20 protein-coding genes and 1 pseudogene are annotated in these 22603 nt (G+C 60.4%); 15 read left to right on the top strand and 6 right to left on the bottom strand.

The genetic code is table 11. The features are described 5' to 3' along the window. From EOA29_RS41175 to EOA29_RS04220, 5 genes and pseudogenes are all read left to right on the top strand, one after another. Positions 1 to 508: pseudogene (locus EOA29_RS41175) on the top strand (cation transporter); the annotation flags it as partial. 57 nt (positions 509 to 565) lie between these two features. Next, positions 566 to 1888 (top strand): MFS transporter, encoded by a 1323-nt coding sequence (locus EOA29_RS04235; protein WP_127220274.1) that lies wholly within the window; start codon positions 566 to 568, stop codon positions 1886 to 1888. After that, positions 1870 to 2337: a YqaA family protein gene (locus EOA29_RS04230; protein ID WP_245468407.1), complete on the top strand. Its 468-nt coding sequence runs from the start codon at positions 1870 to 1872 to the stop codon at positions 2335 to 2337. The genes EOA29_RS04235 and EOA29_RS04230 overlap by 19 nt, the downstream gene beginning before the upstream one ends. Positions 2338 to 2737: 400 nt before the next feature. Then, positions 2738 to 5194: a family 16 glycoside hydrolase gene (locus tag EOA29_RS04225; RefSeq protein WP_210213112.1), complete on the top strand. Its 2457-nt coding sequence runs from the start codon at positions 2738 to 2740 to the stop codon at positions 5192 to 5194. Positions 5195 to 5266: 72 nt separating this feature from the next. Beyond that, entirely contained in the window at positions 5267 to 6448 is a 1182-nt protein-coding gene (locus tag EOA29_RS04220; protein ID WP_127220273.1) for a glycosyltransferase family 4 protein, read from the top strand. A 123-nt stretch (positions 6449 to 6571) separates the two neighbouring features. On the opposite strand, the gene EOA29_RS04215 is transcribed toward EOA29_RS04220, so the two are convergent. Then, the gene (locus EOA29_RS04215; RefSeq protein WP_127220272.1) at positions 6572 to 7240 is read right to left on the bottom strand and encodes a TetR/AcrR family transcriptional regulator; all 669 of its coding nucleotides are present in this window, start codon (positions 7238 to 7240) and stop codon (positions 6572 to 6574) included. Between the two features lie 95 nt (positions 7241 to 7335). Here EOA29_RS04215 and EOA29_RS04210 point away from each other — a divergent pair, with 95 nt between their 5' ends. Next, a complete protein-coding gene (locus tag EOA29_RS04210; protein ID WP_127220271.1) occupies positions 7336 to 8190 on the top strand; it encodes a methyltransferase domain-containing protein in 855 nt (284 codons plus the stop codon). Between the two features lie 126 nt (positions 8191 to 8316). After that, entirely contained in the window at positions 8317 to 9030 is a 714-nt protein-coding gene (locus EOA29_RS04205) for an ABC transporter permease (protein WP_127220270.1), read from the top strand. Between the two features lie 48 nt (positions 9031 to 9078). Here EOA29_RS04205 and EOA29_RS04200 read toward each other — a convergent pair whose 3' ends face one another. Both EOA29_RS04200 and EOA29_RS04195 read right to left on the bottom strand, forming a co-directional pair. Continuing rightward, complete coding sequence (locus EOA29_RS04200) at positions 9079 to 10251, bottom strand: MFS transporter (RefSeq protein ID WP_127220278.1); 1173 nt, start codon at positions 10249 to 10251, stop codon at positions 9079 to 9081. 99 nt (positions 10252 to 10350) lie between these two features. Beyond that, positions 10351 to 11244, bottom strand: a complete 894-nt coding sequence (locus EOA29_RS04195; RefSeq protein WP_127220269.1) for a DUF1259 domain-containing protein — start codon at positions 11242 to 11244, stop codon at positions 10351 to 10353. On the opposite strand from EOA29_RS04195, the gene EOA29_RS04190 reads away from it, so the two are divergent. Together EOA29_RS04190 and EOA29_RS04185 are read left to right on the top strand one after the other, a co-directional pair. After that, positions 11235 to 11645: a nuclear transport factor 2 family protein gene (locus EOA29_RS04190; protein ID WP_210213111.1), complete on the top strand. Its 411-nt coding sequence runs from the start codon at positions 11235 to 11237 to the stop codon at positions 11643 to 11645. The genes EOA29_RS04195 and EOA29_RS04190 overlap by 10 nt on opposite strands. Continuing rightward, a complete protein-coding gene (locus EOA29_RS04185) occupies positions 11588 to 12016 on the top strand; it encodes a hypothetical protein (protein ID WP_245468406.1) in 429 nt (142 codons plus the stop codon). The genes EOA29_RS04190 and EOA29_RS04185 overlap by 58 nt, the downstream gene beginning before the upstream one ends. 1379 nt (positions 12017 to 13395) lie before the next feature. Here the strand turns inward: EOA29_RS04185 and EOA29_RS04180 are convergent. Then, the gene (locus tag EOA29_RS04180) at positions 13396 to 13776 is read right to left on the bottom strand and encodes a MucR family transcriptional regulator (RefSeq protein ID WP_281061034.1); all 381 of its coding nucleotides are present in this window, start codon (positions 13774 to 13776) and stop codon (positions 13396 to 13398) included. Positions 13777 to 14164: 388 nt separating this feature from the next. On the opposite strand from EOA29_RS04180, the gene EOA29_RS04175 reads away from it, so the two are divergent. The 4 genes from EOA29_RS04175 to EOA29_RS04160 are packed head-to-tail and all read left to right on the top strand — an operon-like array spanning position 14165 to position 16216. Continuing rightward, on the top strand, positions 14165 to 14542 hold the full coding sequence (locus tag EOA29_RS04175; RefSeq protein ID WP_210213110.1) for a hypothetical protein: 378 nt from the start codon (positions 14165 to 14167) through the stop codon (positions 14540 to 14542). Between the two features lie 21 nt (positions 14543 to 14563). Then, positions 14564 to 15139, top strand: a complete 576-nt coding sequence (locus EOA29_RS04170; protein ID WP_127220268.1) for a MotA/TolQ/ExbB proton channel family protein — start codon at positions 14564 to 14566, stop codon at positions 15137 to 15139. After that, on the top strand, positions 15132 to 15722 hold the full coding sequence (locus EOA29_RS04165; protein WP_127220267.1) for a hypothetical protein: 591 nt from the start codon (positions 15132 to 15134) through the stop codon (positions 15720 to 15722). The genes EOA29_RS04170 and EOA29_RS04165 overlap by 8 nt, the downstream gene beginning before the upstream one ends. Further along, positions 15719 to 16216, top strand: a complete 498-nt coding sequence (locus tag EOA29_RS04160; RefSeq protein WP_127220266.1) for a hypothetical protein — start codon at positions 15719 to 15721, stop codon at positions 16214 to 16216. Before EOA29_RS04165 ends, EOA29_RS04160 begins: the two co-directional genes overlap by 4 nt. A gap of 1590 nt (positions 16217 to 17806) precedes the next feature. Here EOA29_RS04160 and EOA29_RS42160 read toward each other — a convergent pair. Together EOA29_RS42160 and EOA29_RS04150 are read right to left on the bottom strand one after the other, a co-directional pair. Continuing rightward, the gene (locus tag EOA29_RS42160; protein WP_127220265.1) at positions 17807 to 18058 is read right to left on the bottom strand and encodes a hypothetical protein; all 252 of its coding nucleotides are present in this window, start codon (positions 18056 to 18058) and stop codon (positions 17807 to 17809) included. A 619-nt stretch (positions 18059 to 18677) separates the two neighbouring features. Next, positions 18678 to 19322, bottom strand: a complete 645-nt coding sequence (locus tag EOA29_RS04150; protein ID WP_127220264.1) for a TetR family transcriptional regulator — start codon at positions 19320 to 19322, stop codon at positions 18678 to 18680. Positions 19323 to 20035: 713 nt separating this feature from the next. On the opposite strand from EOA29_RS04150, the gene EOA29_RS04145 reads away from it, so the two are divergent. Then, on the top strand, positions 20036 to 21106 hold the full coding sequence (locus EOA29_RS04145) for an efflux RND transporter periplasmic adaptor subunit (protein ID WP_127220263.1): 1071 nt from the start codon (positions 20036 to 20038) through the stop codon (positions 21104 to 21106). Beyond that, on the top strand, positions 21103 to 22603 hold a 1501-nt coding region (locus EOA29_RS04140), incomplete at its 3' end, for an efflux RND transporter permease subunit (RefSeq protein WP_145969620.1). The genes EOA29_RS04145 and EOA29_RS04140, both read left to right, overlap by 4 nt.

Here is a 22603-nt window from a genome sequence, read left to right as displayed (position 1 = left end):
GGCCCGCTGGATTGGCCATCGGCTACATGCCGATGTTGCCATCAACGTGGCGGACGACGCGACCGCGAGGGATGTAGTTGCGATCACCGAGGCCTTGCGGGGAGAGCTGTTCGATCACCTGCCGGCGCTGTCAGAGGCGAATATCCGGCTGGAAGGCGAGGGCGGGCCAGTGACGGGACATGCCGGCCACTACGCGCCTGATCCGTTCAAGGTTGCTTGCGATCTCGCCGACGGAACGCTCGGGATTGTCGATACGCCCGCCGGCGAGCGCATGCGCCTGACCATCGACCGCCACGTTGACGGTCTCGGCGCGACCGTTGTTATTGACCGGCCTGAAGGCCCCGAAACGCTTTCGCTTGGACCGGTCGCCGGTGATCACCATCGGCTCGAGAGCAGCGTCGCACCGGCCGAGCCGCACGAATTCGAGGCGCGGCTGATCCTGAACTCGAAGGGCAGGGAACAGGTCCTGCCATTCAAGATGGTCGAGCCGGAAGGCCATCACCACTGACCATTCGTTCGGCGGACCTCGCTGCACGCCTCCGCGCACCAAGAAAAGACAGACATCATGTTGGACGTCCTAGCCGATCGTACCTATCGGCATCTGTTCCTGGCGCAAGTCATTGCGCTCGTCGGCACCGGGCTCGCTACCGTGGCGCTCGGCCTGCTGGCATTCGATCTCGCCGGCGAGGATGCCGGCGCCGTGCTTGGCACCGCGCTCGCCATCAAGATGATTGCCTATGTCGGCGTCTCACCGGTAGCAGCCGCATTCGCCGAGCGGCTGCCGAGGCGCACAATGCTGGTGGCGCTCGATCTCGTGCGCGCCGGCGTGGCGGTGTTCCTGCCCTTCGTCACCGAGATCTGGCAGGTCTATATCCTGATCTTCATCCTGCAGTCGGCGTCAGCCGGCTTCACGCCGACCTTCCAGGCCACAATCCCGGACGTTCTGCCGGACGAGAAGGATTATACCAAGGCGCTTTCCCTCTCTCGCCTCGCATACGATCTCGAAAGCGTCGCCAGTCCGATGCTGGCGGCGGCGCTGCTTTCGGTCATCAGTTTCCATAGCCTTTTCGCCGGCGCGGTCATCGGCTTCCTGGCCTCCGCCGCGCTGGTGGTTTCGGTCATCCTGCCAAGCCCGAAACCTTCGCAGCCACGTGGCATCTACGATCGCACGACGCGCGGCTTGCGCATCTATCTCGCGACGCCGCGTCTGCGGGGTCTGCTTGCCCTCAATCTTGCGGTCGGCGCGGCCGGCGCCATGGTGATCGTCAACACCGTTGTCCTCGTGCAAGGCCAGTTCGGACTCTCTCAGCGCCAGACCGCGCTCGCGCTTGCAGCCTTTGGCGGTGGGTCCATGATCGCCGCGCTGGCTTTGCCGCGGCTGCTGGAGAAGACCCCCGACCGCACGGCGATGCTGACGGGCGCGGCCATTCTGGTTGCCGGCATGTTCGTCGGGCCGCTTGTTGGCCAATATTCGTTGTTGCTGGTGCTGTGGTTCGTGCTCGGCCTCGGCTATTCCGTCTCCCAGACCCCTTCGGGTCGCCTGATCCGCCGTTCCGCCGACGCCGTCGACAGGCCAGCCTTGTTCGCCGCCCAGTTCGCGCTCTCGCATGCCTGCTGGCTGATCACTTATCCGATCGCCGGGCGGATTGGAGCGGCGATGGGCCTGCCGTTCACCTACCTCCTGCTCGGTGCCGTCGGCGCGGCCGCACTGGCGGTCGCGATATGGTTGTGGCCACGTCATGATCCCGACGTTATCACCCACGTTCATGACGACCTGCCGCACGGCCATGCTCACATCGAGGACGCACTGTGGACCGATGCGGGCTACGAACACGCGCACGGCTATGTCGTCGATGATCGGCACCCGAGATGGCCGAAAGCGAGCTGACGGCCGCGATGCTAGGCGACGTTGCCGCCTTCGGCGGATTGTTCCTGGTCGCCTTCGCGGCGGCAACGGTGCTGCCGCTGCAGTCAGAAGCACTGCTGGCCAGCCTGCTCTTGGCTGGCTCCCATTCGCCGGCCGCGCTGATCCTGGTCGCGACAATCGGCAATGTACTGGGCTCGGTTTTCAACTGGCTGCTTGGGCGCGGCATCGACCGTTTCCGCGACCACAAATGGTTTCCGGTGAAGCCCGCAGCACTCGACCGCGCAGCGATACGATACCGCCGCTATGGACGGTGGAGCCTGCTCTTGAGCTGGGCACCTGTTATCGGCGATCCGCTCACACTGGTGGCCGGCGTTTTTCGCGAACCGCTCTGGAGTTTCATTCCCATCGTGACGGCCGCGAAAGCCGGCCGATATCTCGCTCTATCGGGCGCCGTCCTGGCGTGGCTGTAAGCACAGCGAGCCAACACGGGTCTCGAGTTCGGAAACTCCACATCTAGACCAGCCGCTATCGTGCTGATGGAAGACGAGATCAATCCAGATGATCGAGAGTCAAACACGCAGCTGACATATCGTCGCCGTGCCTAGGTTTACTGTTCCCGCCGCAGCTCACGAGGGCGGGCTCGCTGGGAGTGAACTTTAGCGTTGGCAGGTAGGATAGTGAACATGGGCAGCCAATACCAATTTATGTCTTTGCAACCGATGATTGAAAGCATCACCAAATGGAAAATTTTGAACAATGTGAAAAAGATCACACTACGCATGTTTCGGCGGAGGTAGATTTATAGCTCTATCTATTTAAAAATATTAGCCGTAGGTCCATGTCGCTGCGATTTCTTTGTCGGAGGATGCCGTGGTGCCCACCAGCTCGACCCCACAGAACACCGATTTCACACGTGACGTACTTGGTCGGTATGTTTGCAATGGTCTCGACGAGGCCCTTGCCAGCACCAATTCAGGCACGGGCCGTCCGTTCGATGTGGTGGTGATTGGTGGCGGTTCTTTCGGGCCAATACTGGCTCAGCATCTGATGTACGCTGACAAGGCAAAAACACGTCGAGTGTTGGTGATCGAGGCTGGCCGTCTTGCTCTCCCCGAGCACTTCCAGAACCTGCCGCCGCTAGGACTTTTCGCCCCGGGACCAACAACCGTCGACCCGGGTGTTCCTCGCGCCGAAGTGTGGGGGCTCCCCTGGCGTACCGATGTTCCGCACGGCTTCCCAGGGCTGGCCTACTGTCTCGGCGGCCGCTCAGTATTTTTCGGCGGCTGGTCCCCGCAGTTCCTGCCATCTGAGATGCCGTCCGCGTGGCCTCCTGCGGTCGTTGCGGATCTAAACGGCCCGCTTCCGGGTGGCGCGGCCGGCTATTTTCGTCAAGCGTCCGAACAGATCGGAACCACGACGACCAATGACTTCATATTTGGAGCGATGCATACCGCCCTTCGCGCACAACTCAAGCAGGGCATCGACAACAATCAAGTGACCGATGCGATCCCACTAGCGCAGCTACCTTTGCACCTCGATGGCATTCCAAACTCCCAGCGGAACCTGAACAAGCTGGAGGCTCCCCTCGCGGTCCAGACTCGGCCACCCCGCTCGGGCTTCTTCCCGTCTAACAAGTTTTCGAGCGTGCCATTGCTGATGAAGTCCAGCCGCGTTGCACAATTTGAGTCCAACGGAGACGATACCCGGAAACGCATGATGATCGTCCCCGATTGCCATGTCACCCGTTTGATCACAGACACCGGTGATCCCGTCCGTCGGGTGGTTGCTGTAGAAACCAGCCGGGGTACGATACAGGTTCCGGAAGAAGCGGTGGTCGTGTTGGCACTCGGCACGATCGAAAATGCCCGGCTTGCCCTCGTGTCACTGCCTGGTCTGCCTGGCGCAGAGCTGATCGGCGCGAACCTGATGCCGCACCTTCGGTCGAACCTGACAATCCGGCTCCCTCGCACTGCCATAAATGGGCTCAGCCCGACAGTTCACGAGCTCCAGGCGTCGGCCCTGTTCGTCAAGGGCCGCCATACCCCCGATGGGAAGTTCGGCCACTTCCACCTTCAGATCACGGCTGCAGGCCTTAACGTACCGAATACAGATTCCGAGGCAGAGCTTTTCAAGAAGCTTCCGGATGTGGATACCGTTGCTGCTTTCCGGCAGGCCAATGACGATCAGATCGTTTTGACGATCCGCGGTATCGGCGAAATGAGGCCGAACAACCCGTCAAGCCACGTGACGCTTGCAGGCGAGGTTGATGAGCACGGCATTCCGCGCGCATTTGTTTCGATTGACCCCTCCGAGGAAGACCAGATCCTATGGAATGCGATGGACACCGCCGCGGACGAAGTCGCTCTGGTATTTGCCAATGGTCATCCATACGAGGTTCTCATAGGCAACAATTTCCAGCCCGTCTCAGCGATCCAGTCGGCCGTAACGGTATTGCCGTTTCTAAATCGAAGGGACGGCCTAGGCACGACCCATCATGAGGCCGGCACGCTGGCTTTCGGTGTGGACCCCAACACGTCGGTCACCAATCCCGATGCCCGGTTTCATCGGGTGCCCAACCTCTACGTCGCCGGCCCAGCGTTGTTCCCGACGGTCGGGTCGCCGAATCCGATGCTCACGGGTGCGGCATTGTCACGCCGGCTTGCTGATCATCTGGCGAAGCCTTTTGCCGCGCAGGCAGGATTTACTTCCTTGTTTGACGGGGCAACGCTCCAAAACTGGCAAATGTCAACGATCCATAATCAGCCGGGGCGCGACGATCCTGGCCGGTTCGTGGTCATCAATGGGGCATTGGTTGCGAAGCCTGGGACAGACATCGGGCTGCTGTGGCACACCCAGCCGACACCGCCCGATTTCCTGCTGAGGCTGGAATGGCGTCGTTGGCAAGAAGATGCCAACTCCGGCGTGTTCCTGCGCTTCCCAGACCCTGAAAGCCGGGGCTACAACAACACAGCCTTTGTCGGGGTGGACTTCGGCTTTGAAGTCCAAATCGACCAGGCAGCCGCCCCCGATGGATTGGCCGTTCACAAGACAGGGGCAATCTACGGCCTCCATGGACCGAACGATCCGAACGCACTTCCAGTGCTTCCGGTTGGCGAATGGAACGCGTTCGAGATCGTGGTGCAGGGGCAAAGCTACACTGTGGTGCTGAATGGGGTTCAGGTGACTCAATTCGCCTTCGTGCCGGGATCGGACGCGCTGCATCCCGACCGTGGTTTGCCCAGCACCAATGCTGTGCCACGCTTTGTCGGACTGCAGACGCACTCCGGATCAGTCGCGTTCCGCAACATCCAGATAAAGCCGCTTTAGACCGCGCAGTCCGCGCATTTGCCCACAGCTCCGCTGCCCTTGCGCGGCGGAGGCCGACGGAGCTTTGCCTAGATGAGGGTCTTGCACCTTACGACCGAGTTTCCTCCCATCATTTATGGCGGCCTCGGCACAGCAATCGGAGGCTTGGTGCACGCCTCGGCGCGAGCCGGGATCGATGTAGCAGTATTGCTGGTGGGCGGGAGGTCCAACTCATCATATTGGAGTGCGCCGGAGGCTAAGCAACTGCCAGAGGCCGCCACATCTACCCAGGGTGAGGATCCTGGCATCCGTTTGCTGCACGCCTCGTACCAGGAAGCTCTGGAAATGGGTGTCAGATGGCTGCGAGGCTGGAAGCCGGACGTCCTTCATCTACACTCGTTTTGGCTGTGGCCCCTGGCCCGCGAATTGCGAAAGCGTACCGGGGTGCCGCTCGTGTATACGGTGCACTCGCTTGATCGAGCAGAATATGAAATCGGCCAAGGCCCCCCTGAGTGCCTGGCGCAGTGGGATACCCAGCAAGAGTTGATCGCCTCGGCCGATCTTGTGGTCGCGCTCACCAGAAGTGAACGCGAGCTGGTCGAGACCTACTGTCCGACCGCCCGCAGTCGGGTCCGAATCGTTGGTAACGGCATCGAAGACCGTCCCGATGCTCTTGCAGCTACAAAGCGCGCCCTCGACCACAATCCCTTGTGCGTCCTTTTTTCAGGACGCTTCGTTGACCGTAAAGGTGTCCACGAGTTGATGGCAGCCATACCCGTTGTGCTGGATCGTTCACCGGACACCTGCTTTGTGTTCGCAGGAGGGCATAGGCATTGCAGCGGCGATGAGATGGCTCGGCATTGGCTGCCGGCTGGATTGGAAAAGTACCGGGCGCAAGTTCACTTTACCGGATGGCTTTCTACAGAGCAGCTGGCCATGTTGTATCGGGCGGCCGACATCCTTGTGGTGCCGAGCTGGTACGAGCCGTTTGGCATGGTCATCCTTGAGGGTATGCTGTTCGGGCTCCCTATCGCTGCCTCCTCGGTGGGCGGTCCGGCGGAAATCCTCGATCACGGACGCACGGGCCTGCTATTTCCACCTCGCGATGCGGTAGGCCTCGCGCAAGCACTGATTCGCCTGATCCAGTTTCCAGCGCTACGGCAACGGCTAGGTCAGGCTGCCGCGCGCGAGGTCCGACAGAGCTGGCTTTATACAAGGGTCATAGAGCGAATGCGCGAGGTCTACATTGAGGTCATGAGTCTACAGCCAGCCTGAAGGAAGGCACAGACATGGCGCGACATCGGAGCTTCCAATGATATTTCGCCACCCCCAGTGCACTGGGCTTTCGACGCGCGTGTGGAACGTCAAGCTTTTTTGCCGCTCTGCTGGCGGCCGCTATCACTCGACGGGTCTGCCATCCGAGCCGCCGGCGCTGATGCGCCCCAGACCTTGAGCCGCCATGCGCTGGAACAGGTCGTCGATTTCTGACGGCGACAGACTGGCCTCTTCAGTGGTCCACCATGCAAGCACCGTGAGGAATGCTCCCGATATGAATTGGACAGCGAATTCCGGAGGAATGCCGGCCGGCTGCTTGCCGACAACTTCAGTCCGAACGGCCCTGCGTATTCGTTCGCGGAATTGATCGTGGATTGTGTCGCCGCTGCTCGACAGCAGTGCGCGATGAAGGGCGCGGAACGCCTGCGCGTGTTCAAACATCGGCAAGCTGAATTCAAACAGCTGATCACCCGTCTCCGTGCGGCTCGATGCACGCTTGCGGTTCAGCGAGCGCAAATGGGCTTCGAGGGTTGCGCTGCGTAGTTCATCCTTGTCGGCATAGTGCGTGTAGAAGGTTGACCTGCCAACATTGGCCTTCTCGCAGATGTCTTCCACGGTGATTGCCGCGTAGCCGTGCGCGGGGATCAAAGCAATCAGCGCGTCCTGCAACGCCGCTCGGGTGCGAGCGACGCGCCGGTCGATCGTACCGCTGTCGTCGCTCCGCTCGATTTTCATGGTCACCGCCATTTGCGCCGTGCAGTTCCAGACATTCGGCGTGCCGCCGTCTGGCAACTGCGTTTCTGGACACGCCGTCCAATATGATACGCAAGGTCCAGAAGCTCAAGGACTGTCTGTGAGCTCGCTCAGTGAAGCGCAAGGAGATAGACATGCACTCGACAGGCCATCGGGCCGGCGACGGGCGGCGGGCCTACAGGGGTCTCGTCGTGCTTGCCGTGATCGTCAAACTCTCGCTGGTTGGCGCGTTACTGCTCGTGCTGAAGCTCGGGGCAGGTTACCTCGAAGCCGGCACCTGGACGGCGGCGCTGCACGGCCTCATCCTTGCCGCAGTCGTCGCGGTGGCGCTTTGGGGCGGTCTTCGCCACAGTCGTTCCAACGGCGCGCATGGGGCCAGCGACAGGGGCGTCGGCATCGTTCTCCATAGGGCGGCGGGCTATGATTTGCTGGCCCGTGTCCTGACCTTTGGCCGCGAGGGCCTGTTCCGCGAACGCATGCTGAACCTGGCCCGGCTCCAATCCGGCGAAGCGGTGCTCGATGTCGCTTGCGGCACGGGTACGCTGGCCATCGCCGCGAGGCGCCTGGTCGGCCCCGAGGGCCGGGTCGCCGGTATCGATGCGTCGCCTGAGATGATCGAGAGGGCCTACGCCAAGGCAGTTCGGGCCCGCCTTGACCTGAATTTCGTCAAGGCCACCGCCCAGGAAATTCCGTTTCCAGATGGGCATTTCGACGTGGTCATCGGCACGCTCATGCTGCATCACTTGTCCAAACCGATCCGTCTGGCCTTCTTCCGAGAAGCCAGGCGCGTGCTGAAGCCGGGCGGCCGATTGCTGCTGATCGATTTCGGCAAGCCGACACGTCAATCCATACTGCCGAGGCTGCACCGGCACGGACATATCGACATGGACACGATCGCAAGGCGGTTGAGCGAAAGCGGCTTCAAAATCGGCGACAGTGGCGCTGTCGGGACCAAGAATCTGAATTATGTACGGGCCATAGCGATATGATCGCCGTGCAGATGGTTACAAACGCCTCACGCGATGATAAGCGAACACGGCATTGCAGGGACCAATCGCGGCAAGATATTTGCGACGCGACTCGAATTGATCTGCGCATGACGGGACCGTCGCCGGATGTTTCAGCACCTCGTCGAATTCCAGCGTACGATCTACCTGGCGCTCGGCGATCAGATTAAATTGCTGTCCAGCGGTGGTGACTGGCTGGGGTTCATGGCGTTCCTGCCGATGGGGGTCGTCTTTGGCGCCGCTCACGCACTCACACCCGGTCACAGCAAGGCGGTGTTGGCCACCTATCTTGCCGGATCGGACGCCAAGGTCGCGCGCGGTCTGCTGGTCTCCATCACGCTTTCCGTCACCCATGTCACCATCGCGGTGATTATCGCCGCGCTGTCTCTGCCGCTGGTCTCGATCGCGCTTGGCAGTGTCGGCCGGGCACCGCTGCTTGAGGATGTCAGCCGCGGCCTGCTCGGGCTGATCGGCCTGTGGATGATCTGGCGAGCATTGAGCCATGGCCTCCATCACAAACATGAGGGCGAAGCAGTCGGCTTCATGGCCGGCTTGATCCCGTGCCCTTTGACGCTTTTGGTCATGACCTTCGCGATGTCGAGGGGGGTTCCCGTGGCGGGCCTTCTCTTTGCCGTCACGATGATGACCGGCGTAGCGCTCACCCTGTCCGCGGTCGCGGTCTTGTCGATCCTTTTCCGAGAACGGCTGGTGCACGTTTTTGAAAGCCGGCCGCGCCTGTTCGCCGCTATTTCACGTGGTATCGAGGGCGTTGCAGGAATCGTGCTTGCCGGGGTCGCCGTGTGGCAGATCGCAGCGGTTTGAATGAAGCGGTCCCGCAGTCGAAGCCGCGGTCGCCTCAGAAGGCAAGCCTTATCGCTCTTCAGGCGGCTTGATGTGACGGAAAGTCCAAAGCAGGGCCAGGTCATAGAGGATTTTTAGGGCGCCACAGATTACCAGAGGCCAAGCTTGGAAACCTGCAGCAAAGAGCGCGCCGGCAATGGCGGGGCTCGCGGCGGCTGCTAGGCTGCGCGGCACCGACGTCACGCTTGCCGCTGCAGAACGCTCTGGTGGCGTGACGACCGCCATCACATAGGAGGAGCGGGTCGGCACGTCCATTTGGGATAGCGCCGAGCGCACAAGAAGAAGAGCCAGGGAGACGTAGAGGTTCGGCACCAGGGCGGCCAGGATCAGGCAGACGCTCGACGGGATGTGTGTGAAAACCATCGTATTCACAAGTCCGATGCGCTTCGATAGCCATGCGGCGACCGGAAATGAAAACGCTGACAAAACACCCGACCAGAAAAAGAACAAACCCGCAGCCGACAGCGAAAGGCCAAACTTCCTGAACAGCCACAAGGCAACAAGCGACTGCACGGCAAAACCGCCGGCAAACGCGTCGATGCTGAACAGGGCCGCTAGCTTGTAGACAATCACACGCGACGGTCCGAGCGCCGCGGCAGGGCGGTCTTGAGGAGAGGTTTTCGGACCGCGAGGAATGCGCGCGTACACCAAGCCGCCCGCCACACCAAGAACGGCATAGAGCAAAAACATTGACTTGAGAGCTGTGAGCCGCGAAATCCCGATCGTCACCAGGAAGTCGGGGCTGGTTGCGGCGAGGGCGCCAAGCGCAGCCGCAAGTGCGCCTAACAGGCTGTAACGGGCGAATGCGTTCGTGCGGTCCGCATCCGCGACGAGTCGCGACAGGACGGCATGCTCCAGCGGAACGAAGATGCTGACACTTCCCGACGAAGGATTGATCGTGCCTAGGAAGGCCACGAGCAGAACAAGCGCATATGTGCCGGATTGCGTATACGCCAGCCCTGTTGCGATCATCAGGCCGGACGCCGCCAAAAGCAGGGTTCGCCGGTCGGCATGGACAGCCAGAAACCCGATGCCAAGCGTCAACAGTGCCGAGCCAAGGAGCGCAACGGTGGCGACAACGCCAATTTCGAGAGGGCCAAGCCCGATTGACGCCAGGTAGACTGGCAAGAGCACAGCGGCAAAGCCGTCGCCGAAATCCCGAAAGGCCCGCGCCGCATAGATATCCGCGGCGCGTCCGCCTTTCCTCTCAACGCTCGGCCGTTCGGCGCCGCCCTCGCCGAAATGGCTCCCTTCTGAGTTTTGAAGGGATCGTGTCAACGATCAGCTACCCGTCCTGAGGTGTATTTGATCGAGCGCCAGCTTCAGCCCTTTGGTCAGCTTCCCAACGTCGTCATTCGCCCAGAAATGCATGAAGAAGAGCCTGGGCTGGTCGTCGAGCATATGGTTATGCAGGGCGGTCACCTCTATCCCATTTTCCCGCAAAGCTCGCAGCACCGGGTTCACTTCGGAAGCGACGAGAACGAAGTCTCCGGTGATCGCGGCCTTGCCGCTGCCGGTGGGCTGGAAGTTGATGGCGATCGCCGAGCCCATTGCGTCCGGCACGTCCATGCCATCGTCCTTGATGGTCTCCGCGCGCGGGATGCTGACCTGATAGACGCCGCCGTTGACCTTGCCCTTGCGGCCAAGCGCCTGATCGATGATCGACGTATCGAGATCAATCTTCGAAGCGCTGGCGCTCGCCGGTGCGTCCGAAAGTGGCGTTCCACTCTGCTGCAAGGCCGAATGCAGCGCGGCGGCCAGCTTTTCCGGATCGCCATGCCCCAGAACATGCATGTACATCGTCTCGGGTTGGGCTCTCTGCAGGTGATTGTGGAGCGCCGTGACCTCTATGCCGCTTTCAATCAACTTCATCATCACCGGGTCGATCTCGGGCACTGTCAGCACGAGATCGCCCATCACCATGGCATCGTGATCGCCCATGGGCTTGAAGGCGACCCAGGAGCCGAGCGCCAAGGCGGGCTTGAGCTCCACTCCGTCGAGAGTAACTTTCAGGTCCGAGCGAGGCAGCCCGACCCGGTAGACGCCGCCCGCGGCCTCGCTCCCGGATTTCCCGAGTGCCTGCGCTACGGCTTTCCAGTCGGTTGCCGCCAGCACAGGCTGAGCGGCTCCGACAGCTACCAACAATGCGAGGCTGGCTATGGTTTTTGCATACATGGTTTGCTCCTGTATTCAGCCCCATATGTACCGCCGACAACCGTGCGCTGGTTGAAGCCTTCGTCAATGACGTCCTGCTTGGCGCCGCGCCACAGAAGATCACCGACTATATCTCGACCACGACCTACACCCAGCACAATTCGATGGTGGGCAATGGGCTTGACGGTCTCGGTGCCGCGCTCAAGGCGATGGCGGAAGCCGGGCAGGCTTTGGCCTACACCAAGCGGCACCTGATCGTGGCGGAGGGCAATTTTGTCTTCACCGCGTCGGAAGGCAAGCTGGGTGACGCACCGACAGCCTTCTTTGACCTCTTCCGCGTCGAGGGCGGCAAGATCGTCGAACATTGGGATACGATTGCCGCTATCCCGACCGAAATGGCGCATGGCAACGGCAAGTTCTGAGGACGGATGCCATGAAATCTATTCTTTTAGCCAGTCTCATCCTCTTTTCCTCCATGACAGGTGCAGTGATGGCCCAAGACAAGGGTGTCGTAGAAATCGTGACGATGAATTTGAAAGACGGCGTCTCGGTCGAGGCCTTCGCCCCGGTCGACAAGGCCATTGAGGATCAGCATGTCAGCAAGCAACCCGGCTTCGTTTCGCGTGAGACGGCCGTCAGCGGGCGCAAGTGGCTCGTCGTCGTGCATTGGAAGTCGGTCGATGCCGCGCAGGCTTCCATGGACAGCTTCGCCAAGGCACCGGCTGCGGCCAAATTCATGAGCATGATCGACGCATCCTCAATGACGATGACGCGTTACGAGGCGAACCGATAAGCGACCAAACCGGGTGGTGAGCCCACACGAAAACCAGATTATCATCGACAAAGCACAGGCTCGGGCCGCTCCTGTTGGTGCCGAGGCGATGAATGCGGCCGGGTCTTGAGATGCGCTGCCTGGCAACACGGTACCGTGCAAGCTCGGACACATGAGTGAAGCTCTCGGCTCGATCGCGGCAGTCTCGATATGTTGCTGAGGTGTCGGTTGGTTTGTCGCCGGGGATGGCTGCTCGTTGCTATGCGGCGGCTCAATAGCCACCCGTCTGCTCCCGGCCTCAAAGCCGTCACCACACCGTTCCACAAATCAGACGCCGACTGCGGGTTCTCGTAAGTTTTCGTACTCTCTTCATTGCGACCTCCGCTCGAATTGCGCGTGCACAACAATGGGTGTCTCGATCCGCAATGGTGCAAACGTGATCGAAGTTCCATTCTGAGGACGAGTCGGTAGAGCGCTACCGCCAATACATCTCTACAACCGAGTTCATCCGTTGACCGGACTTCGCAAGCAGGCCCGACAGGTTCAAAATCCCGTCCAGGATTTGAACCTCTCAGGCTTGAGACATCGGCGATCGAGACTTCGGGCAGGCGCCGGTTGCGCGCGGAAGCATACGGAAGGATACGGGAAGCGTCCCAGATTTGGCCCGCGAAAAACGCAATGAAATCAACGTTCTTTCCACATCCTCCAGGCCTACCAAAATAACTGCTTAAGTGCCTGATTTGTATGAATTTTCAGATAGTGGCCCGCGACGCGGACTCGAACCCCCTAGTTCTGACCAAGTACTGATTTGGTCGCACGTCCGCTACGCTCCGCCGAAGTCGGGTATTTCCGGAATCAGAATTGGCCAATCCAACCAAGCGGTTGGACCTGGCTGCCGAGAACGTGAATCAGGCAATCCTCAACAACTGATTCAAGTTGGGTGTGAAGACAGGAGGGCTTCGGATCTGTCCCGAGAAAGTCTGGCTGACAAGGGCCACTTCATGGGCGGGGCAGGTTTCTGGAAGGGCGAGGAGAAGCTTCGCCATGCGTCGTTGAAGCACTTCAGGGAACACGATCAGTCGGGTGAGCCTTGGCCGGGAACATATTAGCAGACGCGTCGCCAGCACAGTGATCACCGTGCCGGAACTGAAGCGGTTGCGATCGCAGATCAAGGCGAACCTGGCCTACTGCGACGCCGAGCAGCTACCGATCTGGTGGCTCAAGAAGCACGATCTGATTCCGAGCGGCCCGGACCTCACGGCCGAGGAAATTAAGGCGAAACTCATGGAGGAGACGTCACCACCATCCCCGCCTTCTACTAATCCCTGTTCTTGGCGGGCGCTCGTTCCGTCTCGATCCGATGGAGATGCGGGTCGTGTGGGGGGACGAATAAAGGAAAGCTACGGCTTTCGCTTAGCTGGCGCCTTCTTGACTGGCGTTGCCCCCGGCTTCCGGCCGAGCCCGCTGGACTTCGCCAGCGCCGAGCGTGTCGCTGCATAACTCGGCGCCACCATGGGATAGTCCGCCTTCAAGCCCCACTTCTCGCGGTATGCATCGGGGCTCAGTCCGTAGTGCACATTGAGATGCCGCTTCAGCGATTTGAACTTCTTCCCGTCCTCGAGGCAGATGATGTAGTCGGGAAAGACGGACCGCTTGGGATTGACCGCGGGAGACAGAGTCGGCTTCTCAAGCTCGGCCGGCTGCCCGATCTTGGAGAGCGACGTGTTAATGCTCTCGATCAGATCCGGAAGCGACACCGCAGGCACGGCGTTCTTGCTCACGTAGGCGGTGACGATGTCGGCCGTGAGTTCGATAGATGAACCTTGCTGTTGCTGTTTTCGTCTGACAAAGGGGAATCCTCGTTTCTGCTCTAAGGGCAGGGCTGTTGATATCCGTATTTTCAAGGAATTCCATCTCCGTTCAAGCCGATCGATTGCATCGGCTTGTGGCAATCGCTTCTAAATCGCACAGCGTCTCGCTGATACTAAAGTTTGAGCTTCCCTGACTAATCAGACACCCGAGTAAACCCTTGTAGAATGGAAGGTACCCCGGCTCCTGCAATAATCTGCAAGGCTAATAGCAGGTGCGAACAAGTACACCCTTGGCACGAAGGTTGAATCGACCGCAGAGCTAGCCGATGCCTGCCTTCGCACAAACTCGGAGGTCCCGATGTCTACCGAAGCTCCCTTGCCAATCAAAACACGTTTTGCATTGACGCGTATCAAAGCGACTGGTGTGGCAGTCACGCTGGTGGCCATCTCCGCCATGCCGGTGGCGGCGGCATCGCCAGCGGCTACGGCGAGCGGGTCGCCTTTGTGCGCCTCGCGGCCGGAAATCCTGAAGCAACTTTCCATCCGGTTCAAGGAAGCGCCCGTTGCCCTCGGCCTGGATAAAAACGGCTCGGTTGTTGAAGTGTTGACCAGCGACGACGGCGAGACCTGGACGATCCTGATCAGCCAGCCGAACGGCCCAAGCTGCCTCGTCGCGTCCGGCGAAGGCTGGGAAGAACTGAAGCGGGTGGGCGCCAAAGGTGAGCGCGGCGCCTGAATCGCCTAGAAGGAGGCCAAGATGGTTGACACTTATTTCCAGGGACGTGCGCCGCGACAGAAGTTGCGGTCCATCGTTAGCCCGGTCGCTCCGAAGCTGGTGCACGAGCAGCCAGCCGACCCAGCGCCGCACACCGTTGCCCGCAGGCTGTCGGGGCCGTATTCCGACGGCTGCACTCCTCAGGCCTTTCTGTCGCGGTTCATCGTTCTTCAGGCGATCGGCGCCGCGGGAATCGTCGGCTTGTGGGCGGTCGGCATTGCCGGCAAACCGTTTGCCGGCAACAACGCATTTCTTTGCTGGCTGATCGCGGCCGTCGGCGCCCTGGGTGTTCTGTGCGTCTTCCTTCGGCGCTGGCACGATGTCGATTGGCTAGCGACGCATGTGGTGCGCATCGGGCTGCTCGGAACCGTGGTTGGTCTCATCGTCGCCTTCTCAGCGGCGCGCACTGGCGGCACGGCCGACCCCAACGCAGTCCGTTCGATGATCGGGTCGGTGATCGACGGCATGTATGTCGCACTCTATGCGACGCTGCTCGGCATAGCGACGAACCTGTGGCTGAAGATCAATCTTCGCCTGCTGGGCAACGTCGATGGATGAGGAAACCCTCACTGTCTGGCTCGACACCGCTCTGCTGATGCTCGGCGGCTTCGTCCTCATGACCACGCTGATGATGACTGTGATGAATCCGCCTGCCAAGGCAAGCGAGACCGATGGCATCACGGCGCCGGGAAACGTGACGGTCGAGACGCAGTGGCCCGACAAGCTCGACGCCGATGTCGATCTGTGGGTCCAGGCGCCTGGCGATGTGCCGGTCGGCTACTCCAATAAGAGCGGCAAGGTGTTCGATCTGCTGCGCGACGACCTTGGTATGGCGCAGGACATGACCGACTCCAACCATGAGGTCGCCTATTCGCGCGGAGCTCCCGCGGGCGAGTATATCGTCAATGTTCACATGTATCGCGGTGTGAACGTCACATATCCCGTTCCAGTGAAGGTCACCGTCAGCGTAAAGCCTGATTCTACCAAGTCGTCCGCGCCGCTGGCGACAACGACGGTCCAGTTGCGCAAGCCCAACCAGGAGCTTACCGCCTTGAGATTCCGGCTCGATTCGACCGGCCAACTGGTTCCAGGTAGCATCAACAGCATCTTCAAACCCCTACGCGTGGCTGCCTCCCAATGATGATCGCACCCGTCATATTCGCTCTGCTGCTCGGGGTGTTCATCTTCGTCATCCTGCCGCAAGCAGGTTTTGTTCGCCGCACTCTCTCGGTCGGCATCTTCCTGGCGCTGATCGCCGTCGTCTATGTCGGCGCCAGCGAGCTTCTCGGCCGGCCGAAGCCGCTGACACTCGAGTGGCGTGACACCGCGAAAGCTCAGGTGGTGGGCGCCGTCCCGGTAGAGAACGAAGCCATCTACGTATGGCTCACCACGCCCGGCTCGACTGAGCCGCGTTTCTACGTGCTGCCTTGGAGCCAGCAAGCCGCGCAACAACTGCAAGATGCGATGGGTAAGGCTGAGGCCGACGGCACCGGCGTAGAGATGACGATGCAGACCGCCGACGCCGGTCTCGATACCCGCGAGCCGATGTTCTACGCACGGCCGCAACCGGCCCTGCCAGCAAAGGACTATCTGCGCGGCGCAAGTCCCCTCATCTATGCGCAGCCCAAGTCGTGAAGCCGGGTGATGGCGGACGAGGACGCCATGGAGCGCGCTTTCGAGTTCGCGCCCAAGGTCACCATTTGTCGGCTGTAGCCCTGTCCGGGAATTGTTGTTCTAGGAAGCTACAACCTCTTAGGCACGCTTTCCGCGAGAAGATTTCCATAGCGGACGGCGAAGAAGTTCTGTTCGTTCGACCTGGATGCGGACAGTCTCGCCTTCCACCTGGGCATGAATACGCGCTCCGCCTCCGCCGGGCTGTCGACGCCCAGCCATACCGAAAACCCTTGAGCCTCTTGATAGCCGTCGGACGGATTGTCAGAAACTCATCAAGAGCGTGTCGCCCACAACCAGGCGGGCATGGATGATCTGCTGCGCCGCTCGGCGGGGCAGGAAGGGCGCTGGGGTAGCTTCGCGGGAGAGCAGACGTCGATCCTGGGACCGAGACAGCTCGCGTAAACTTGAAAGCTTCCTCGCATCTGCTTTTGAACAGCAGATAGGGGTTTACTAGCATCTTCCCCTCCTTGGCGTGATGGCTGTCTGCTGGGATTGGCGTCGCGATTCAGGATCCCGGCGGACGGGTCGCCCCAGGCAACGATTCCGACAGTCAAGGCTTCTGCCCCAAAAGCGCTGATAGCTTTCTGCCACTCGAAGACATCTCTGAGAGGGCTCGTCAAGCTGGCAGGGGCGCCAGAGCGCCTCTTCACCGCGCGAAACTCGGCGCGGGGAAACGGCCGCAAGGCTCATTTCATACGGCTCGGCCAACGTGGTCACACGGCGTCGCCGCTCGCCAAGTGAGCCAGGGATCCCCACCCCGCGTAGGCTGGGAGCTCAGACGGACAAGTGACTAGCCTATTTCTTGTTAACTGACCGGCGGCGGCAGCGGCCATAGGCGCTGTCGAATCCGCAAAATTGGTGGTGGTCATCCGATCCGGTCCGCATTGCTCACCACTCAGCCTGATGGACGCTAGCCTATTAGCGACACCAAGGGAGGCGGGCGAGTTGGGAGCGGATTGCCGCAATGACCGAATGTGGGCTGTTCTCAAGTTGCACACGAGGACCTAGATGGAGAACAGCTACCTATTCGCGCGACCTAACGTTGGCCGCGGCATCTGACGACCCAGGCCGCCGCCAGGGGGTATATCATCTGCGTAACGGCCGTTTTTGGACGATGAGTGCCTAGGTCGTGTTGGGGCATCGGCAAGGCATGGCCAAGCGGATCGCTTAGAGGTCAGGGGCGCGAGGGTCGATGACCGAATCGCCACGTCGAGCACTTAGAATAGGGTCCGAGATCGGATGCTCTAACGCCAGCCTACCGAGGCTGCATCGAGGTCGACGTCGACGTGCGCGTAGTCAAAGGGACCAGTTCGCCATGATGATCCGTATGAGGTCGCTTGAGGCCGTAGCCGTCCAGCGGCAGCAGTGCCGCAGCGCGTGTCCCACGCCAGCTCGCTAGCTCGATGGCGCAGTGGTTCGGCTCTACAATCCGAGACATAAGCCGACAGAACAAACACTCGGGCCAACGCTCGCCTATACGAGCGCACAATGTTTGGCCTCGCGAGCCACCCGACACGCGGTTCAAGCCGCGCGATAGGTTGCCAAAGATTGTCATTCGCTCACCCACGGAATTGCTGACAACGCGTGATCGTGGTTTGAGATGAAGTGAGCAGGTCGGCGTTCACCTGGTCCTGGTGCATGGCTGCGATGCCCCGCCGCGTCAGCGGAGGCATGAAATTTTTGCTTTCCGCTGATGGGCGAAGCAATGAGAGGTCGTGCGCCTGCAAATGCGGCGCCTAAATCGGCCCAAAAGACGTCGCGACGCGCTCCGCTAATGGAAAGAAGAAATCCATCCTTGCTCATCGTATCCATTCCATGGCTTTGAACCAATCGGGCTCACCATCACGATCATCGGGTCGAGTTGCACGGTCGCATTCGGGGAGGAGCGAGCGAAGGAGCAACGACACTCGATGACCGTGATGGCTTGCGAGAAAAATGCGCCGATCCGGGTCGCAAATCTATTCTACACAACGTCTGTAATACGATTGATATCGTCGGTGAGCCGATACCAAGGTGTAGGTCAGGAACGCAAAAATGTGCTAGACCGACAGAGGCAAATTCTCATAGGCGCGCAGGTTGTTCTTTGATGTCGTCAAAAGATGGATCGCCCGTCTCCACTGGCGTGGTCTGTTTCGGTGGCCTGTCTTTTCGTGATTTGAAAAAGTCGTAGCGGCTACGTGGCAGTTCTCCTGCATGGAACATGGTGTGCCGTCAGTAGGAAAAGCCATGTCTCCTAATTCGATGCCGTGCGGCTCGATCGGCCATTTCCCGCGGAACCATTGTTTCCCGCGCCGTGGTGGACGGCTGCTCAGGCCGCGAAGATAATGGCCTGGCGCCGCTGCGAAGCGACGTTGCCGTTCTCATCGCATGCCCCGCGGCCCTCAGCTGTGTCCCCCCTCTTCAAGCGCATCGCCGTCGATCATCACGGCTGCTTTTGGCGCGCCGGGGCACTGATTGCTTCCAGAAACCCGATCACCATCGGCATCGTGCTCGCTGTGAGCTCAAACGTTGCAGGCGCGCGTAGCCAGTCGAGAACCGACCCATTTACCAACAGAAGGAGCGCGCGCGCCGCCAATTCGGGTGACAAGGCGGGCGCGAGCAGCCCACGCGCACCAGCCTGTCCGATGACGGACTCAAACACTTTCTGCAGCGCCACGTCCGCATCTCGCTGGCGCGCGACAACTGGCTGCATGTCGTCGGAATATTCGCACCGGAGCCACAGAATTGTTAGGATCCGCGAACGTTCGGGATCGGTTTCGAACGCCTGCAGCCCCTGGCAGATGGCGCTAGCCAGCTCACCCAGCGGATCAAGCTCGGGGTCGGCGACAAGACGAGTTTTGAGACGGTCGCCAAGTTCCTCGTTCGGCGCGTTGGCGCGCCTTTCGAGAGCCTTGAATATCTCTTGCTTGTCATGGAAATGCCAGTAGATGGCCCCGCGGGTCACGCTTGCAGCACTGGCAATCTGTTCAAGGGTAGCGCGGGTTACGCCGCGCTCAAGGAAAACGTCGATTGCCGCGGCTAAAACTGCCTCGCGTGTCTGTTCGGCCTCGGCCTTAGTACGTCTCATCAAACATTCCTTCCGCGGCACCTTTTACACGAATTCCTGATATATATACATACACGAATGTATATAAGAAAGCCCGCATCGTCAAGCTATCACAAGCCGAACGGCGAAGCCGGATCCACATGTCATCGCGAACTTGCCGTTCACTCGTGAAAATATGCCGAAAAGGTAAGATGCTTATACTGCGGAATAATAGCGGGTGAAGCTGCCCACGATTTAACAATGCGCCATTGAAGGTATTCCCGAACGACTTGACGTCTCCGGTCCGGCGACGGTCAGGCAATTATGATCCGGGTTGCCAACTATCGATAACAAAACTCGCCCAGGGTTTGGGACCTAGGTTGTGTGGTTGTCCCGCAATGTTGGGCTTTTTGTGATTGACCACGCAAGGGAACGGACGGCGATGGGAGCCTGCTCTCTGCTTACAAAATTCCTATCGACGGTGCAGGAGCTCGTCACCGCGTCACAGGCGGCCTTTCACTATATGCGCGGCTCTGGGCCTGCCTCTACGAGGCGGGAAACTGGTCGACTGTCTCAGCCAAACGGCCATACGGGTCTGTCCGGCTTCGGTCTTAGCGCTGCTCACGATTCCGTTCCTTCTGCTCCTTTTTACATACATCCACACCGACTCCCCATTTACATACATACAAGAATGTATATAACGAAGCTAAGATTGTCCAGGCTATAGGGCCTGACAGCCAATCAAGAGGTCGGTCATGAAATCCGCTATCGTTTGTGCTTCGCTGGGTTTGGTCCTGTTCGTTAGTGTCGGCGCATCCGCACCGCCACCGCCAGACATTCGGCCGGTCCGCACTGTTGTCGCCGCGGCCAGCGCTGAGGGGGAGCCTATTTCGCTAACCGGCCATGTCCGCTCGCGTACCGAGGAGAACCTGGCTTTCCGCATCGACGGCAGGATGATTGGCCGCCAAGCAAATGTCGGCCAGGTCGTCAAGCCAGGCGACGTCATCGCCGAAATCGATCCGCAGCCACAGCAAGACGGCCTGCGCGCCGCACAGGCCCAGAGTCAGGCGGCACAAGCGGCCTTCCACGAAGCCGCCAACACACTCCAGCGTCAGGCATCTCTCCTGCAGCAGGGCTTTACCACCAGGGCCCAGTTCGATGCTGCCGAGAGAGCGCATGTCAGCGCCAAGGCCGAGGTCGATTCCACAGCGGCAGCGTTGCACTCAGCCGAAGACCAGTTCGGCTACACCAAATTGCTGGCCGACTCATCGGGCGCGGTGATCGCCACCGGCGCCGAGGCAGGAGAGGTTGTAAGGGCCGGCCAGACAATCGTTACGGTGGCGCATGACGACGGCGCCGACGCCGTGTTCGACGTGCCGGCAAGTCTGATGCGCCAAGTCTCTCCCGACGCATTGATCGAAATCGCGCTCACCGATGATCCGTCAGTCCATGCGGTTGGCCATGTGCGCGAGGTGGCGCCCCAGGCCGATCCGGTCACCCGCAGCTATCAGGTCAAAGTCGGATTGACCGACTGGCCGAAGGCCATGCGCCTAGGTGCAACGGTGACCGGTCTGGCCCGTATGGAGGGCGCCGGCGGTATCGAGCTGCCGGCAACTGCGCTGACAACTGAGGACGACCGGCCGGCGGTGTGGATTGTCGATGTTAAAACGCAGCAAGTCTCCCTTCGAGCCGTTGAATTGCAGCGCCAGGACTCCTCCAGCATCGTGGTAACTCGTGGAGTCGAGAAAGGCGAAATCGTGGTGACCGCCGGCGTGCATGCGCTTCGGCCTGGCCAGAACGTCCGGCTGTTGGGAGCCGCCCAATGAACCGCTTCAATCTCTCCGCCTGGGCGATCGCGCATCGTTCGGTCGTCTACTACCTGATGCTCGCTATTCTCGTGCTTGGCATAGGCGCCTATATGCAACTGGGCCGCAACGAGGATCCCGCTTTCACCATCAAGACCATGGTGGTGCAGGCAAAATGGCCGGGTGCTACGCTCGACGATACGCTGCACCAGGTCACCGAGCGCTTGGAGCGCAAACTTCAGGAGACACCGCATCTCGACTACCTGAAGAGCTACACCAAAGCAGGCGAATCGACCGTCTTCGTGTATCTGAAGGGTTCCACGCCTCCGAAATCGGTCCTCGATACTTGGTATCAGGTGCGCAAGAAGGTACACGACATCGAACTGACTTTGCCGCACGGCGTGATCGGCCCTGTCGCCGATGACGAGTTCGGTGATACCTACGGCATCATCTATGGTTTCACCGGCGACGGGTACACCAATCGCGAACTACGCGACTACGTGGAAGGCGTCCGTTCGCGACTCTTGCAGGTGCCCGATGTCGCCAAGGTAAATTTGATCGGCGCCCAGCCTGAACGTATCTATATCGAGTTCTCGCCCCAAAAGCTCGCCGGCTACGGCCTGACGGCCGAAGCTCTGACAACGGCATTGCAAGCTCAGAACGCCGTGATTCCCTCCGGTGAGATCGTTACCGATCAGGAAGGGGTCAAACTGCAGGTAAGCGGCGCGCTGAGGTCCGAAAAGGATATTCTTGCCGTTAATTTCGCCGTCGGTGATCGCATAATCCGCCTTGCCGACATCGCTCAGGTGCGCCGCGAGGACGCCAACCCGCCGGACCCGATCTTCCGCATCAACGGCAAGCCTGGCCTGGGCCTCGGGATCTCTATGCGCGAGGGCGGGGACGTGCTTGCGCTCGGCCGCAACATCGAAGAGAGCATACGGGAACTGAAGAAGGACCTGCCGGTAGGCATCGAGCCCACAATGGTCGCCAACCAGCCGGAGACGGTCAGCCACGCAATCGGCGAGTTCATGCAAGCACTGGTGGAGGCGATCGCTATCGTGCTCGTCGTGAGCGTTTTGAGCCTCGGCTTCCGAGCCGGCTCTGTCGTTGCTATTTCGATCCCGCTGGTCCTGGCAGTCGTTTTCGCGGCGATGCTTGCCTTGGGCATCGACCTGCAACGCATCTCGCTGGGCGCCCTAATCATTGCTCTCGGCCTGTTGGTCGACGATGCCATGATCACCGTCGAGACGATGGTGAGCCGTCTGGAACGCGGCGACGACAGGCCCACTGCGGCCGTCTTCGCCTACGCCTCGACGGCAATGCCGCGGCTAACGGGGACGCTGGTCACCGTTGCGGGCTTCGTGCCTGTCGGCTTCGCGCGCAGCAGCGCTGGCGAATACACATTCTCGCTGTTTGCAGTTGTGGCACTATCTCTGCTCGCGTCGTGGGTGGTGTCCGGCCTCTTTGCGCCGGTGATCGGCGTTGCCCTCTTGGGTCAGCCCAAGCATTTCCACAGTG

This window comes from Mesorhizobium sp. M1E.F.Ca.ET.063.01.1.1 (genome assembly GCF_003998155.1).
GTDB lineage: Bacteria > Pseudomonadota > Alphaproteobacteria > Rhizobiales > Rhizobiaceae > Mesorhizobium.
Note: the sequence above shows the minus strand (reverse complement) of the source record. Positions and strands in the feature narration are given on the sequence as shown.

What these genes read in the sequence shown, in the direction of transcription:
- EOA29_RS04235 (WP_127220274.1), top strand. Translation starts at nt 566, where the DNA reads ATGTTGGACGTCCTAGCCGATCGTACCTATCGGCATCTGTTCCTGGCG.
- EOA29_RS04230 (WP_245468407.1), top strand. Translation starts at nt 1,870, where the DNA reads ATGGCCGAAAGCGAGCTGACGGCCGCGATGCTAGGCGACGTTGCCGCC.
- EOA29_RS04220 (WP_127220273.1), top strand. Translation starts at nt 5,267, where the DNA reads ATGAGGGTCTTGCACCTTACGACCGAGTTTCCTCCCATCATTTATGGC.
- EOA29_RS04210 (WP_127220271.1), top strand. Translation starts at nt 7,336, where the DNA reads ATGCACTCGACAGGCCATCGGGCCGGCGACGGGCGGCGGGCCTACAGG.
- EOA29_RS04205 (WP_127220270.1), top strand. Translation starts at nt 8,317, where the DNA reads ATGTTTCAGCACCTCGTCGAATTCCAGCGTACGATCTACCTGGCGCTC.
- EOA29_RS04195 (WP_127220269.1), bottom strand. Translation starts at nt 11,244, where the DNA reads ATGTATGCAAAAACCATAGCCAGCCTCGCATTGTTGGTAGCTGTCGGA.
- EOA29_RS04175 (WP_210213110.1), top strand. Translation starts at nt 14,165, where the DNA reads ATGTCTACCGAAGCTCCCTTGCCAATCAAAACACGTTTTGCATTGACG.
- EOA29_RS04170 (WP_127220268.1), top strand. Translation starts at nt 14,564, where the DNA reads ATGGTTGACACTTATTTCCAGGGACGTGCGCCGCGACAGAAGTTGCGG.
- EOA29_RS04165 (WP_127220267.1), top strand. Translation starts at nt 15,132, where the DNA reads ATGGATGAGGAAACCCTCACTGTCTGGCTCGACACCGCTCTGCTGATG.
- EOA29_RS04160 (WP_127220266.1), top strand. Translation starts at nt 15,719, where the DNA reads ATGATGATCGCACCCGTCATATTCGCTCTGCTGCTCGGGGTGTTCATC.
- EOA29_RS42160 (WP_127220265.1), bottom strand. Translation starts at nt 18,058, where the DNA reads ATGAGCAAGGATGGATTTCTTCTTTCCATTAGCGGAGCGCGTCGCGAC.
- EOA29_RS04150 (WP_127220264.1), bottom strand. Translation starts at nt 19,322, where the DNA reads ATGAGACGTACTAAGGCCGAGGCCGAACAGACACGCGAGGCAGTTTTA.
- EOA29_RS04145 (WP_127220263.1), top strand. Translation starts at nt 20,036, where the DNA reads ATGAAATCCGCTATCGTTTGTGCTTCGCTGGGTTTGGTCCTGTTCGTT.